General features: G+C 67.3%; 9 protein-coding genes and 3 pseudogenes. 6 read left to right on the forward strand and 6 right to left on the reverse strand.

Features of this window, described 5'->3' with window-relative positions; all coding sequences use genetic code 11:
• Positions 1 to 395: 395 nt before the first annotated feature.
• Positions 396 to 665 (reverse strand): hypothetical protein, encoded by a 270-nt coding sequence (locus tag ACH4YL_RS38330; protein WP_398512162.1) that lies wholly within the window; start codon positions 663 to 665, stop codon positions 396 to 398.
• Positions 666 to 812: 147 nt separating this feature from the next.
• Here ACH4YL_RS38330 and ACH4YL_RS38335 point away from each other — a divergent pair, with 147 nt between their 5' ends.
• Positions 813 to 1,619: a hypothetical protein gene (locus ACH4YL_RS38335; protein ID WP_398512163.1), complete on the forward strand. Its 807-nt coding sequence runs from the start codon at positions 813 to 815 to the stop codon at positions 1,617 to 1,619.
• Here the strand turns inward: ACH4YL_RS38335 and ACH4YL_RS38340 are convergent.
• Positions 1,523 to 2,293: a transposase family protein gene (locus ACH4YL_RS38340; RefSeq protein WP_398512164.1), complete on the reverse strand. Its 771-nt coding sequence runs from the start codon at positions 2,291 to 2,293 to the stop codon at positions 1,523 to 1,525. The genes ACH4YL_RS38335 and ACH4YL_RS38340 overlap by 97 nt on opposite strands.
• A gap of 177 nt (positions 2,294 to 2,470) precedes the next feature.
• Between ACH4YL_RS38340 and ACH4YL_RS38345 the strand changes: the two genes are divergently transcribed.
• The 3 genes from ACH4YL_RS38345 (at position 2,471) to ACH4YL_RS38355 (ending at position 5,529) form a co-directional block, all read left to right on the forward strand.
• Positions 2,471 to 3,049, forward strand: coding sequence for a suppressor of fused domain protein (locus ACH4YL_RS38345; protein WP_398512165.1), 579 nt, complete (start codon positions 2,471 to 2,473; stop codon positions 3,047 to 3,049).
• 99 nt (positions 3,050 to 3,148) lie between these two features.
• Complete coding sequence (locus ACH4YL_RS38350; RefSeq protein WP_398512166.1) at positions 3,149 to 3,919, forward strand: transposase; 771 nt, start codon at positions 3,149 to 3,151, stop codon at positions 3,917 to 3,919.
• A gap of 1,085 nt (positions 3,920 to 5,004) precedes the next feature.
• Entirely contained in the window at positions 5,005 to 5,529 is a 525-nt protein-coding gene (locus ACH4YL_RS38355; RefSeq protein ID WP_398512167.1) for an ATP-binding protein, read from the forward strand.
• A 481-nt stretch (positions 5,530 to 6,010) separates the two neighbouring features.
• On the opposite strand, the gene ACH4YL_RS38360 is transcribed toward ACH4YL_RS38355, so the two are convergent.
• The 4 genes and pseudogenes from ACH4YL_RS38360 to ACH4YL_RS38375 all read right to left on the reverse strand — a co-directional run.
• Positions 6,011 to 6,580 (reverse strand): gamma-glutamyltransferase, encoded by a 570-nt coding sequence (locus tag ACH4YL_RS38360; RefSeq protein WP_398512175.1) that lies wholly within the window; start codon positions 6,578 to 6,580, stop codon positions 6,011 to 6,013.
• Positions 6,486 to 7,082: a gamma-glutamyltransferase gene (locus ACH4YL_RS38365; protein WP_398512168.1), complete on the reverse strand. Its 597-nt coding sequence runs from the start codon at positions 7,080 to 7,082 to the stop codon at positions 6,486 to 6,488. Before ACH4YL_RS38365 ends, ACH4YL_RS38360 begins: the two co-directional genes overlap by 95 nt.
• Positions 7,083 to 7,114: 32 nt before the next feature.
• Positions 7,115 to 7,843 (reverse strand): annotated as a pseudogene (locus ACH4YL_RS38370) (gamma-glutamyltransferase).
• A gap of 512 nt (positions 7,844 to 8,355) precedes the next feature.
• A pseudogene (locus tag ACH4YL_RS38375) lies at positions 8,356 to 9,006 on the reverse strand (transposase); the annotation flags it as partial.
• A gap of 533 nt (positions 9,007 to 9,539) precedes the next feature.
• Between ACH4YL_RS38375 and ACH4YL_RS38380 the strand changes: the two are divergent.
• On the forward strand, positions 9,540 to 11,072 hold the full coding sequence (locus tag ACH4YL_RS38380) for an LOG family protein (protein ID WP_398512176.1): 1,533 nt from the start codon (positions 9,540 to 9,542) through the stop codon (positions 11,070 to 11,072).
• Positions 11,073 to 11,257: 185 nt separating this feature from the next.
• Positions 11,258 to 13,434, forward strand: a pseudogene (locus tag ACH4YL_RS38385) (SpoIIE family protein phosphatase).
• The last annotated feature ends 7 nt before the right edge of the window (positions 13,435 to 13,441 follow it).

The raw sequence follows: 13,441 nt of genomic DNA on the forward strand, positions 1-13,441 counted from the left end.
ACCAACTCGGCCTTCGGCCGTCCCGTCCTCGCCATCCACCCAGAATGCCGAACCACCCACTACTTTCGCAGCGAAATCACGACTCAGGACACTAGCCCCGCAGGACATTGGAGCGTTGTTCCAGGAGGTCAACGCAGTCATGGAGATCTGGCCGCGGCAGGCCAGCGCGCTCACGCATCAGCGCGATGGCCTGAATGTGGCGACCCGCAGTGACCAGTTGGTCCACCTCCCGCTGGTCCCCGGCCGAGAGCCGACCCCACAGAGAATTGTTCATCCCCACATTGAACCGCCCGGCCCCACCGGCGGTCACACAGCCTTCCCGGCAGGTCAGACAGCCCCCTTACCAAACACCCCCACCTGGACAAAACGCTCTTTGAGCCCGCCCACACGGGACATCACTCCACCGCCCGCTGGGGGTTCACGGTCCACGGGAAGGATGTCGGCCCGTGACCGGCGAAGCAGCGCAAGCCGGAGATCTGGCACGCCCTCCTGGACAGGATTCGCGAGAGCAGGACCTCCGCCCGGCCCTCGTCACGCTCCAGCTCACGCAGCGCGGCGTAGGGCCGCTGCCAGTCCGTCGGCCACCCGGGGTTACCGCTTTCGTCGACCGCCTTCAACGGAGCCTCCCACTCCGAGTGCTCGGCCCGGGCCCAAGAGCCCGCCACGTGAGTCGAAGCGTGCCGTGATCACACCGCCGGACGCGTGAATAGCGGGCCCACCCGGCGAGCCCCTCACACAGTCCACCCGACTGACGAAAGCCTCCAGACAGCCACGGCACCTTGCTGTCGCATGCGGTTAGGAGTCCGAGGGGCATGAATAGCGCGAGTGCTCCGCAAGTTGATGGATGGTTCAAACAGCACCCCAAACTGACCTACTGGGGCTCCCGGGGTCTCTTCGCTGCGGGCACCATCATGTTCGTCGTCATGTCGAGTTGGGGGCTGCATCAGCGTTGGGAGCTGTACCTGGCGCTGGCCTTGTTCGCCGCGTGCAGTGCAACCTTCGTCCTGCAGCAACTGACACTGGGTCACGACGAGGGAGGAGGCACACCGGGGTGGCTGCGCTTCGCTGCGCTCGCACTTGTCATCGCCGGGCTGGGCGTACTGAGCGTCTACCTCTTCACGGACTACAAATGGGACGCCCTGCCGCTCATCGGCCTGGTCCTGTTGCTACTCGGTCTGGGCTGGTTCGCCGAGTGGTGTCGAGGGAGGAATTCCGGAGCCGCTTTGCGGTGGTGGGGTGCGGGCGTCCTGCTGTTCACCGTAGTGGCCACGGTCGTCGTCGCCCTGCAACTACCCGACGCGAAAGGTGGGTGGTTCGTGGCGCTCGTTGTCATCCTGGGTGTTGCAGTCTTCGTGGCCCTTCCGCTGGGGCTCAACCTTCTGTCCGAATGGGGCCTTCGTAGGATTCGCGCATCCGAGCGCACTGGGGATGGAGGACTCTTTGTTGTCGGCAATTTCGTTCTAAAGCGTGTTGCAGAAGGCTGTGATCAGGCAGGTCAGGGCCGTCTGTGGGGTGGTTCCGTTCATGTGGCGAGGGCGAGGTTGTGCATGTGGGCCACGGCCTGGACCGCGTGGTGGAGACCGTTGCCGCGCTGTCGGCAGTCGCGGAGGATCTTGTAGTGCTTCATGCGCGCGAAGGCGTGCTCGACGCGGGCGCGGACCCTGCGGTGCTGGGCGTTGTCTTCTTCCTCGGCGGCCAAAAGGTCCCGGCCGGGGCGTTTGCGGTGCGGGACGACGAGGCCGGTGTTGATGTAGGCACCGTCGCCCAGCACGGTGACTCCTTCGCAGTACGGGGCGAGGCCGGAGTTGCGCCAGACCTGCGCGTCGGCCTTGTTGCCCGGGGCCGGCCGGGCCGCGGCGACCACGAGTTTCGTGTCGGCGTCGATGATGATCTGCACGTTTGCCGAGAAGCGGTAGTTGCGGGAGGAGGCTGCGACTTTGCGGTCGCGGACCGGGATCAGCGTGCCGTCCACGATCCACAGCCGGTCCACGGCGTCGGCAGGCCGACGGGCAGGTTCGATGGCCAGCAGAGGTCGCAGCCGCTGGATGACCCGGCACACCGTCGCGGGCGAGACGCCGAACAGCGGCGCGAGCTGCCGCATGGTGAGGTTCGTGCGGTAGTAGACGGCCACCACCAGCACCCGGTCGGCCAGCGGCAGGCACCACGGCCGCCCGCCACCGGGACCGTTCCCGCCCCTCTCGCGCACCACCTTCAGCAGCCGCTCGAACTGCCGCATCCGCAGTCCAGTGAACGTCTCCACCCACACCGGCTCAGCCCTCAACACCCCACGCATACAAGTGAAATGCCCTGATCACAGCCTTCTGCAACACGCTTTAAGGGCTGTCCCGTTACGGGTGTGACACTGGTGCGGTCGCACCTGAGGTATCGCGTTTCGCGGCTGAGGCCCGCAACTCCATGACGCTGTGTAAGCGGTCAGGGGCGGTCGATCGCGGTCTGGGATGATCGCACGGTGAGTGATGCAAGGCTGCTGGCCGCGGAGGCCGTTGAGTCACACGTCCGGGCGTTCTTCATGGGGCATACCGTGGAGGCCGTCGACTACGACCTCGGGCCAGAACGGCGAGAGGTAGTGCCCGATCTGCGGGTTCTCGTTGTAGGGCCCGGCCCACGCAGCGACAGCTGGGCCTATGTGACCGCCGGGTGCTGGGCTGCGATGGAAAAGCACGGTCATGGACTTGAGTTCGTCATGACCGCGCACGTCCGCGACCACCGGTTCATTGAACTCATGGCGATGATTGCCTACTACGACTGCGGAGTGCACCAACTCGACCTGGAGCACAGCATGCCGATAGGCGAACCGTGGGTGCCGGGTTCGACCTGCGACCACCTGCAGATCAGCCTGCCCTATCTCCACGGCCCCGACCTCGAACACTGCCCGCTGCCCGGGGGACATGCCCGCATCCTGTGGACCCTGCCGGTGACCACCGCCGAAATCGAGTTCCGCAGGCGTCACGGACACGAGGCGTTGGAGCAGCTCTTCGACGAGGCAGAGATCATCCCCACCGATCCCTTCAGGGCATCGGTCGCCTGAACTCCCGACCTCCGGCGGTCACCGCGTGTGATGAATGAAAAGGCCAACACCGGCCGGTACCCCTCACCTACGTGATCTTGCAGTGGGATGATCTTGATCATGGCTGGTGTGATCACGGCGTCGGAAGCGTCCTGGATAGCCCCGTTCACCGGGCTGAGCCCACGCACCTTCGGCCGGTTGCTGACAGCCCTGCGCCACGAGGGCGCCGATACACCCAGGCAGAGCCGACCCTGGAAGCTTGCATTGGAAGACCGGGTGCTGTTGGTCACCGCGTACTGGCGGACCAACCTCACCCTGCGCCAACTGGCGCCGCTGTTCGGAGTGTCGAAGTCCGCCGCCGACCGAGTCATCCACGACCTCGGCCCGAAGCTCGCACTCAAGTCGCGGAGGCGATTCGCAAAGGACACGGTGCTCATCGTGGACGGAACCCTGGTGCCCACCCGCGACCACAAAGTCGCCGAGCAGTCGAAGAACTATCGGTACTCCACCAACCACCAGGTCGTCATCGACGCCGACACCCGGCTGGTCGTAGCCATCGGCCGGCCGGTGTCCGGAAACCGGAACGACTGCGAGGCGTGGGAGCTTTCTGGTGCCAAGGACGCGGTCGGCAAGACCACGGTGATCGCCGACGGTGGGTACCGCGGCACCAGTCTGGTCATCCCGCACCGCCGCGAGCCTGGCCAGGCCGAACTCTCGGCCTGGAAAGAGGAACACAACGCTTCCCACCGCAAGGTCCGTGCACGCGTCGAGCACGCCTTCGCCCGGATGAAGACCTGGAAGATCCTCCGCGACTGCCGCCTCAAGGGCGACGGCGTCCACCACGCCATGCTCGGTATCGCCCGTCTGCACAACCTCACCCTCGCAGGCTGACGAAGAAGCAGGCAGGTCAGCGAACAGTCGTCGATCATTTGCGGGACAACCCTTAGCGCCCCGCCGCACAGATATCGCGAAGAACTTTCAGGGCGTGCCGACTCAGGACACTAGCTCGCGGGACAGCGTCGTAACCCGTGGGGACGTCCAGGAGTGAGTTCAACTGCGATTAGGGTTCGCGAAGTCACTCGGCCCGAACCGTATCGGCCCGGCGAGGAACAGGCCCTCGGGCGGGGGCGTGCACGGTCGGCGGCTTGCGTCACGGTGTCAGTGGGCCGATATCGCGGTGTCCAGACCGGACTTGCGGACCGTCCCCCGACCCCGAGGGCGACGAGCTCGCGGCTGTCTTGACAGCCCGCCTCGTGTTTGAAACGACATGTCTAGCGTCCCCCTGGGTCATGCTGGCCGCCATCACGTCGCCGCGTTTGAGGGTGTTGGGGTCGTCTGGGCCGGTGGGCGGGAGGAAGGCCTCGCTCATGTCCAACTCGCCCTGGGCTCGCCGTGATCGACCTCGTCAGTCCCGCAGCTGGTTGTCCTCCAAGACCAGAGCGGCGACGAAGGCGACGGGCTGGCCCGCGTGGTGGATATCCGGGGTCTGGAGGGGGACCAACGGCTTGAAAGGCGGCCGTTAGGTGGGCTGCTTCAGACGCGGCATGCTCCCGTGCGTGCAGTCGGTAGGCACTCCGTCGCACGGCTTCGGGCGAGCCGCGTGTCGATCCCGGTGATTCTGCCGCAGGGGACTGTCCACGGTGCCGGTGCTCATCGGGAACCGTCGCTGAAACGGCCGAGCAGTAGTTCGTGGGTGACCCCGGCAGCCGCGAGGTCGTCCCGCCAGAGATGACGATTTTCCGCGCGGCTGGTAGCCGGACTGCCAGCCTGCGGCTCAGGTTGTCCGACGGAGGAGGCGCTGTGGCAGTCGACGGTAGCCGGTTAGTCGTGACCGGGGTGCGGGCTCCTCCGTAAGTCGCCTCTTCCCGGAAGTGCGGAATACGTAGGTACGTAGGTATTCCCGCTGATGTGGAGGGGGCGTCGGAGGCAGAGGCTCAAGGTATCGAAAGCCTTTGGAGCGAAGAAGGGTCGGCGTCATGTACGCAACGGAAAGGCGTCTCACGCCGCCAGCCGATGGCGTGTCGGTCGAGGACCTGCCCGGTGCCGATGCGGCGGGATCGTCGCAGGAGCCCGGCGCGCCGAAGGGGATACCGGCCCCCCGGAAGCCGCTCGATGACGTTACGCGGCGTCTGGCTCACTGTCCGCAGGCGGTTTGCACCGCCCGTGAGATCACTGCCGCGGTCCTTGACGAATGGCACGTGGGCGAGGGAGCGACCGAAACGGCGCTGCTGGTGGTTTCCGAGCTGGTCACCAACGCCGTGGAGCACGCGCAGCCGCCGGTTGCGCTCCATCTGCACCGTGAGCGGGCAGGGAGCCGGGTGTGGATGGGTGTCAGTGACGGTGGTCCCGCCGACGGCGAGGGAGACTGGACCGCCTCCGTGGCCGACGCAGAGCATAACCGCGGACTGGAGATCGTCGATGCCCTGGCCACCGCCCACGGCATCTGTTTGTACCCGGGCGGCACCACTCACTGGGCCCGGCTGCGGACCACCCAGGCCTGACCCCGAACACCACATCGTCCCGGCTGCCCCTACGGCCGGGACCGCCTGCCCTCGACTCCGGACGCACATCGGGCGGCGGGCCGACACCCGGAGGCGGAGCTCGCTGCGGAGCCCGCCTCCGGGTGTCGCTTCTTGTCTGTCCGTCTGTGCGTATGCCTTGCAGACGCCACTGACGATGTGTCACCGGTTCGCGGAACCCTCCGGGTGAACCTGGTCGGGTCCTGCAGGGTAGAGCGGTCGTCGGACCTGCGAAGTGCTCGGGCGCGGAGCGATCGAAAGCCCGTGCGTGTACGTCACGTTACGCCTCGGGGGCTTCCCTTCGCCTGTCCACGGTCCGCCCGCGCATCCCGCCCAGCCGCAGGAAAGAGCCGGCACGCCGGGTCAGCATCCAGCACCATAGTCTTACGGGTACGGCAATCCCAGCCGTTCGAAGACCGGACACCTACCCGGAGCCACCTCACTATGCAGGATGCGATAGGCGTCAGCGCTTCTCGTGTACCACCATCGCCGAGCCGCCCCCTCGCCGTTCGGGTTCGGCGACCGCTGTGACCGTGCCATCACACTGGAACTCCAGTGCAGCCACCGCGCCGATCTCCGGGGACGGGGTGAAGGTCTGCGGAGCCAGGACGAATTGCTGGCCAAGTCGTTCCAGCGCGGCGCGCTCTGGCGAGTTGAGGAACGCTGGTTCAGCTTCGGTCGCGCTCCGGTTGCGCTGCGAAATCCGTGGCGCGGCGATCGATTCGGGCAGCGTCATACCGAGGTCGAGACGATTGACCAGGGTCTGGAGCACCGTGGTGACAATGGTGACACCGCCCGGCGAACCGACTGCGATCATCGGCCTTTCATTCCGAAGCACGATCGTCGGTGACATGCTGCTGCGGGGCCGCTTTCCCGGTGCCGGCAGATTAGGGTCGGGTACCCCAGGTGTGAGGGGGGCGAAGTTGAAGTCTGTGAGCTCATTGTTGAGCAGAAGCCACGTCCGGGCACAGTGATGGCGGACCCGCCGGTCTGCTCGATTGTGAAGCGTGTACGTTGCCCCAGCGGTCGGCAGTCACCAGATGGGTCGTCAACGGCCCCTCGTAGGGCTGCTGGCTGCCGGTCCCCCGGGAACAGCATGTTGTCGAACTACGTGGATCCGGCGGAGCCAGCGGGCTGCTGAGCGCCGCCTCGGACCGGATCAGGCAGGCTCGATTCTTCGCGAACTCCTTGGACAACAACGCGCTCGTGGGCACCTTCGAGAAGGCGGGGTCGCCCACCCATCGGTTGCGGTCGGCGAAGGCGATTCGGCTTGCTTCCACGTAGTGGTGCAGGGCCTGCGCCCGGTCGGCGGACCACAGGTGGAAATTCTCCAGAATGTTCAGCGCTTCACCGACAGCGGTGCCCCCGGAGGATGACGGCCCCATCGAATAGACGTCCAGACCGTGATACGTGGTGTGCGTGGGGTCCCGCCGCACCACGGCGTAGTCCGCGAGGTCGCTTGCTTTCATGAGTCCAGGCCAGAAGGTCCGGTTGGAGCGTGGGGCCACTGGCGGTTTTCTTGTGGTGCACACCACATCGCGTCCGATGGAGCCGTGGTAGAGCGCGTCTATTCCCTACGGGACAGCTCCCGGTATGTGCGGGCCAAATCTGGGTTGCGGAAGCGGGAGCCGACCACAGGGAGTTCGCCGTGAGGCAGGAACAGTTTGGAGGTCGATGTGATGTCGCGGAAACGTGCTTCGTTCATCGCCGTCTGCGCACGGAATTCGCGGTTGACGATGAACCCGGTGTCGGCAATTCGGGTAGCCGGGCGCAGTGCCTGCCCTAGCGTGACCGTGCCCAGTGGTCCAGAGCCAGGTCGCGGGGTCCCCGGTACGCCCACCGAGAGGCCGGAGTTGACTGCCTCCTGGAACGGAATGGGCTTGCCAGTGGACGGGTCGATGAAGGAGTTGCGCGCATGCGGGCCGGGGCTGTCTCACGGCCGTCGATTGTGTGCACCCGCTCTTTTGGCGGAGTCATAGTAGACGAAGTAGCCACCGCCTCCGACCCCAGCGGAGTACGGCTCGACTACTCCGAGCGCGGCCGCACTGGCCACGGCTGCGTCCACCGCGTTGCCACCGTGCCGAAGGACCTCAATGCCTGCCTGCGAGGCATAGGGGTTCACACTGGAGACTCGCCCCGCTGCAAGTGGCGACCGCCTGCTTCGCAGGGGGATGCCCGGACCCTGAGTAGACCCGGACATCTTCGGCTGGTGAGGAGCTTGTGGTGGTGGTGACGAGCAGGGGGAGAGCAATTGCTGCCGCTGACACAGCAGATAGCAGGCACGGCCGGCGGGCATCTAGCCTCCGAGGAATTCTGGTGGAAGAAGTATTGAAACTCTGCCAACCGTCAGCCGCGCGAGCAATGCTCCGGGAGCGTCCTTGCGGAAGATCTGAGATTTCCCATGAGTAGCCTGCGCTCCCAGGGCTCCCGTGGAATCGATCGGCATCGGCAAGGACATTCCTGCCCTCACGGCCAAGCCCGGCCTATCAACGAGAGATTGTCCCTCTCAGGTCAGATCCGCTCTTGCAAGGTAGCCGGGCGGCGATTGTTCTGGTGGGTTGCTCGGCAGGGGCTCTGTTGGATGTGCCTCGAGGCGAGGTCGTGGTTCTCGCCACGCTGGCGAATCGCATCCCTTGAAATAGGCGATACCGCGCAGGCGCCGGTATCTGATACCCAAGGTGGCCTGTCGTGGATCGAGGATGCCGGGAAGGACGCCTCGGCGGGTGCCCGGTGGCTTTCCAGGCTGGTCTTCAACCTGTTGACTTGCCTGAGACGGGCGCCGTCGAGTGCCGACCGCGTTGCTCGAGATCAACTTGTCGCTTGACCAGTAGGTCTCACCCGGACCGGTGGCAACAAGGTGGCCGGTGGTGAGGACGCGTCCCACGTCATGTCGCGTGGTGGGCTGCCGGTTCTTCGATCCGGGTGGGCGCCCGGGTCCGGGCCGGGTGGGTTTGGGTGCACGGGCTGGTGAGGCGAGTTTCGTGCGCAGGTTCCTGAACCCGCGGGGGACCCGGGCTCCGGGGTGAGCTTGTTCGGGGGACGGGCTTCTCCCAGGTCCTCCGCAGGTCGGTGGCCAGGGGTCGTGCGAGTCGGAGTTGGGTGTATGCAGCGATGACCAGCCACGTCCAGCGTTCGGCTGCTTGCGAGTTGCGCAGGCTGTGCCGGTTCCATCCGAGGGTCTGCTTGAGCAGGCGGAACGTGTGCTCGATGTCGAAGCGTCTCAGGAACGACTGCCAGCAGCGTGTGGCCGCGGTGGTGGCGTCGGCGCCGGACCACCACAGCCAGACGGGCCGGTTCACCCCACCCTGGGCAGCTTCTCGACGGTCAGGCGGATGACGGTGCCCTCGACGATCGGCAGTGGCCCGTGGTGGTCGATCCATGCGGACCGTTTCGTGAGCCGGGGTGATGCCGGTCCCGCGCTTGTGCGGTCGCGGTTCCGTAGTGGCGTATGTCTGTGACGGACACGGCCTAATCCGGCCCCAGGTGTTGTCAGCGCCCCGCACAGTCCGCTCGCAGCCCTTCCCGGCATCGACCGGCTGCTGTTGCAACTGCGGCCACATCCTCGACGGCGGCGCAGGCGCCCTGATTCTCGAAGGCGAACCACGTCGCCGCTGCACGAGCTGCTGTCCCGCCCCGGCTGGAGCAGCGGCAGGGATCTGCGCATCACTGCCTACTTCTAACGGAGCTGGACTGCATACGAGCTGGCAGTGGGGGAGCGGGTGGAGCGGATGCGCGGCTGCGGCACCTGCCGCGGCGAGGTGCACACGTTGCAGGACAGGCCTGCCGATGTGCGGGACGACCCCCTCGCCCCGAAAGCACGCCAGCGGTGTCCTCGGCTACGAGGAGGCCATCGACCTGTGCGAGTTCAACGGGTTCACACCCAAAGAACTCACTGACCCGGCAGGGCTCTTGTGGCGTGGCTGGCTTACCGCCCTCATCCGAGCCGCAAACCTCGCGTGCGGTCGCCAGCAGCGCTGGCCGCTGGCCGCAGCATGGCCCGCCCTCCAAGCCCTGACAGAAAGCATCAAGCTGTGCGAGATGCCCCTGGCGGATGCGGGCCGCATGCCCCGCGTCGTGGTGTTCTGCGGCGCCGCAGCACCGACCGATCCGGCCCATGTGTCGGCCGCGGCTGCCGTCGGCGAACACCGTCTTCGGCGCGCCCGGCTCGGCGTGATGGGCGCTCTGGCCGACGCCGCTCTGGCGCCGGAGCGCCCGGTGACAGGCGTCATCCCGCGCGCCCTGAACACGCCGCGCATCAGCGACCCCGGGCTCACCATGCTGAAACCGTTGAGGGCATGGCCGCGCGGCTGGACCGCTTCCTGGAACTCGGCAATGCGTTGCTTGCCCTGCCCGGAAGCCTCGGTACGCTCGACGAACTCACCGCCGTGTTGGCAAGCGCGGCCCACCGACCCCGCCCGTGTCCCGTCGGCCTGCTCAACAGGGGCCACTTGTACGACCACCGTCCTGGTCAATGCCCAGCTGGGGGCCGTCGGCATCACGGTGCTCAAGACCCAGGGTTTCAGCGAGACTTTCGGCCCGGCAGCTTGCTGGCAGGACGGCAGGACCTGCAACGGGCTGGCGAGCCTGGCTCTGCTGGAAAGGCTGCCCACGACGGCGCGCGTCGACCACGCGGAGGTGCACTGCGGCCGTCCTGGCTTTGCCGACCCCGATGCCGCGTCCAAAGCCTGCTACGACTCGTCCCGCACCACTTGCGCCAGCGCTCGCCGCTACCCGGCCCCGGTGCTGGTCACCTTCTACCACCAGCGGTGGGAACACGAATCTGCCTATTTTGCGCTGCGGCACACCCTCCCTGCAGGGCCGGGTGCTCCGTTCGCACGACCCCTTCGGCATCGAGCAGGAGATGTGCTCCCTGCCCCCGCTCTACCAGGCTTGCGGACGGTCATGGTGGACGCCGCCGAGTCCCGGCCGGAACCGACCCGCCAACGGACCCTGGCCGGGCTTCGCCCACCGAGGCGGCACCGTGTCAGCAGCCGAAAGGTGAAGTCGCCGATCTCCCGCTATCACGCCGGCCAAAACGACGGCGGCCCCGGACAACAGCAGCACTGTTACCAGCCTCGACATCACCATTCTCGAGCCCGAGCCAAGCCTCTCCACCACCTCGCACGACGACCGATACATCCCGCCGGACCACCGCCGCAGGCAACGCGTTCTGGAACGCCTCCGCACAGCCTCCAATCGCCACTGGCACCCGCGAGCCCTCGCCCGCCACCTCGGCCACATTCACCCTGGCCACCATGCGGCGACAACTCGAACGATGGGCTCACCAAGAACTCATCCACAAAGCCGACCCGCTACCTAGACCAGCTAGGAAAGCCCACAACCCATTGTCACCAGCGCAAATACGTCGACTACCCGAGCTTGGGACGTCGAGCTGCACAACCGGCTGTGCGCAATCACGGCTGGCACTCCATCACCTCGTGCACTGGCTGGGACCCATCCAGGGCCTGGATCCGGAAGTTCTTGTCCATGCACGGCATGGGTGCCGTGGATGGCGTGCAGCATAATGCCCGACATTGCCTCACTAGTGGGAATTTCGTGCATTGTCCCAATAGCCTCCCTAGCCCCGTTTCTTAGGGAATGCTCAATTGGGATAGTGGTGGTTGACAGCAGGTTCAGCAAAGGCGACGCCAGGGTCGACGTCTGGAGGCCGCACGCTCGGCCTGCAGCCGGGACAGGCGGCGCTGGTGCGCTGTGTGCCGGGGCGAGTGAGGCTGTGCCGGAGCCGGCCACGGTGTTCGCTGGCTGGACCTTGGCCGCTGTCTATGTGCTGGGCGACGAAGGTACGGCGCTCCAGCTGGAGGAGATAGTCGGGAACCCCGTGGCCGGGCACGGGCTGTCGGCGCGCTACCTCAAATCGAGCCGGCTTCCCGCCGCCAACTCCGTCCGTAGCGGCCGCCCGCTGTGGCTCAGCTCCGCGGAACTCGTCGACCCCGAGGACTTCGACGGCCGGGTAGAAGCGCTGCTCGCGCACACCGTGCCGGACGACCTGCCCGCGCTGATGTCCATCGTCGCCCCGACTCAGATCACGACCGGCGGCCGGCAGCTGGAGTTCCGCGTCCGCTGCCCACCGACGAGCCGCGCTATCTGCGGCTGCGTTGCCGGGTGCCGTGCCACGCGGCCGACCGGCCGGAGCGGTTGCAGGGCGTGGTCGCCGTCGCCTCGTCGCTGCGGCCCGTCGCCGACGAGGTCTCCCGGGTGCAGCGGCTGTCCGCCACCCTCGCCAGTGCCATGACGATCCAGGACGACAGGCGCGCGGTGGTGTCCGCGCTGCGCAATCTGCTGTGCGCGGACCGAGTGGCGCTGGCCGAGCTGGAGGCGGACCGGCTGGTGTTCACCATGCTCGATCCGTCGGAGCCCGGTGCCTGGCCGGAGGCTTGGCGGGCTGAGTGGCGCTCGGAGTGGCCGGATGCGCCGACCAGCACCGTGCCTAAGCTGGAGGCGACGCTGCGCGACGGCCGGGTGAGTCTGTGGCCCGCCGGCGCCGAGCTGGAGCCCGGTCTTTCCGGTCTCGGCCCCGGTGGTCTCGCGGTGCTGCCGATGCCGGCCGACGGGCGGGTGGTCGGAGCCTGCCTGATCGGCTGGGACGAACCGCACGAGTTCGGTCCCGAGGAACGGTCGCTGCTCACCGCGACCGCCAGCCTGGTGGGACTGGCGCTGAAGCGGGCGCACGTCCTCAACGCCGAGCACGAGCTCGCCACGATGCTCCAACGGAGCCTGCTGCCTCGCCGCCTCCCGAAGCTGGCCGGTGGGGTCGCGGTCGCCCGTTATCTGCCCGCGCTGGTGGGGCTCGCGGTGGGCGGCGATTGGTACGACGTCATTCCGCTCTCCGAGGGGCGGGTCGCCCTGGTCATTGGGGACGTGGAGGGACACAGCGCCGGGGCGGCGACGATCATGGGCCAGATGCGTACGGCGATCAGGGCGTACGCGGTAGAGGGCCACCCGCCCGACGTGGTCGTCTCGCACGCCAACCGCCTCCTCGTCGGCATGGAGACCGACCTCTTCGCCACCTGCTGCTACGTCGAGCTGGACATGGAGGAGGGCATCGCGTGGTTGGTGCGCGCGGGCCACGTGCCGCCGCTGCTGCGCCAGCCGGACGGCAGCACGCAGGAGTTGCTGGCCGAGGGCGGGCCGCCGCTGGGCGTGGTGGCGGGTGCCGATTTCCCGATTACCACGGTCGGGCTGTCCCCCGGCTCGATCCTCACCCTGCTGACCGACGGGCTGGTGGAGTCCGCGACGCTCCATCTAGAGGAGGGCATGCGCCGGATGTCCAAGGTGCTGTCCGCCGCCGACCCGTCGGACCCGGGTCGGGTGGCCGACGGGCTACTCGACGACGTCGGTCGTCGCGACGACGACGTGGCGCTGCTGCTCCTGCGCTACGACGGCATGAAGGTGCGGCCGATACGGGCCAGCTGGACCGTGTGGCGCCTGCCCGACGCCGTCATGCACGCCCGCCGCTTCACCACCCGCACGCTGCGCTCCTGGGGTGTGGCGGAGGTAGCCGACGTCGTCCTGCTCGTCGTCTCCGAACTGATCACCAACGCCCTGGTGCACACCAAGGGTCCGGTGCGCCTCGACCTCACCCTTACGGCGGACCGGCTGCGGGTCGCGGTCAGCGACTCCTCGCCGCGTGCGCCTGCCAAGCCGGTGATCGTGGACTGGGAGTCCACTGGGGGCCGCGGCATCCTCCTCGTCGAGGCGATGTCGGCGGGCTGGGGCTCGGTCCCTGTCAGCGGCGGCAAACAGGTGTGGAGCGAGGTCATCGTGCCAAGAGGAGAGGCGCACGGCACAGGCGCCGGGCCCGTGGTGGGAAGTTCTGATGGGGCCGACCCGCCTCGCGGGGCGAATTCGCTCGCGCCGAACGGATGAGAAGGTG

The organism is Streptomyces sp. NPDC020681 (genome assembly GCF_044334895.1).
Taxonomy (GTDB): domain Bacteria; phylum Actinomycetota; class Actinomycetes; order Streptomycetales; family Streptomycetaceae; genus Streptomyces.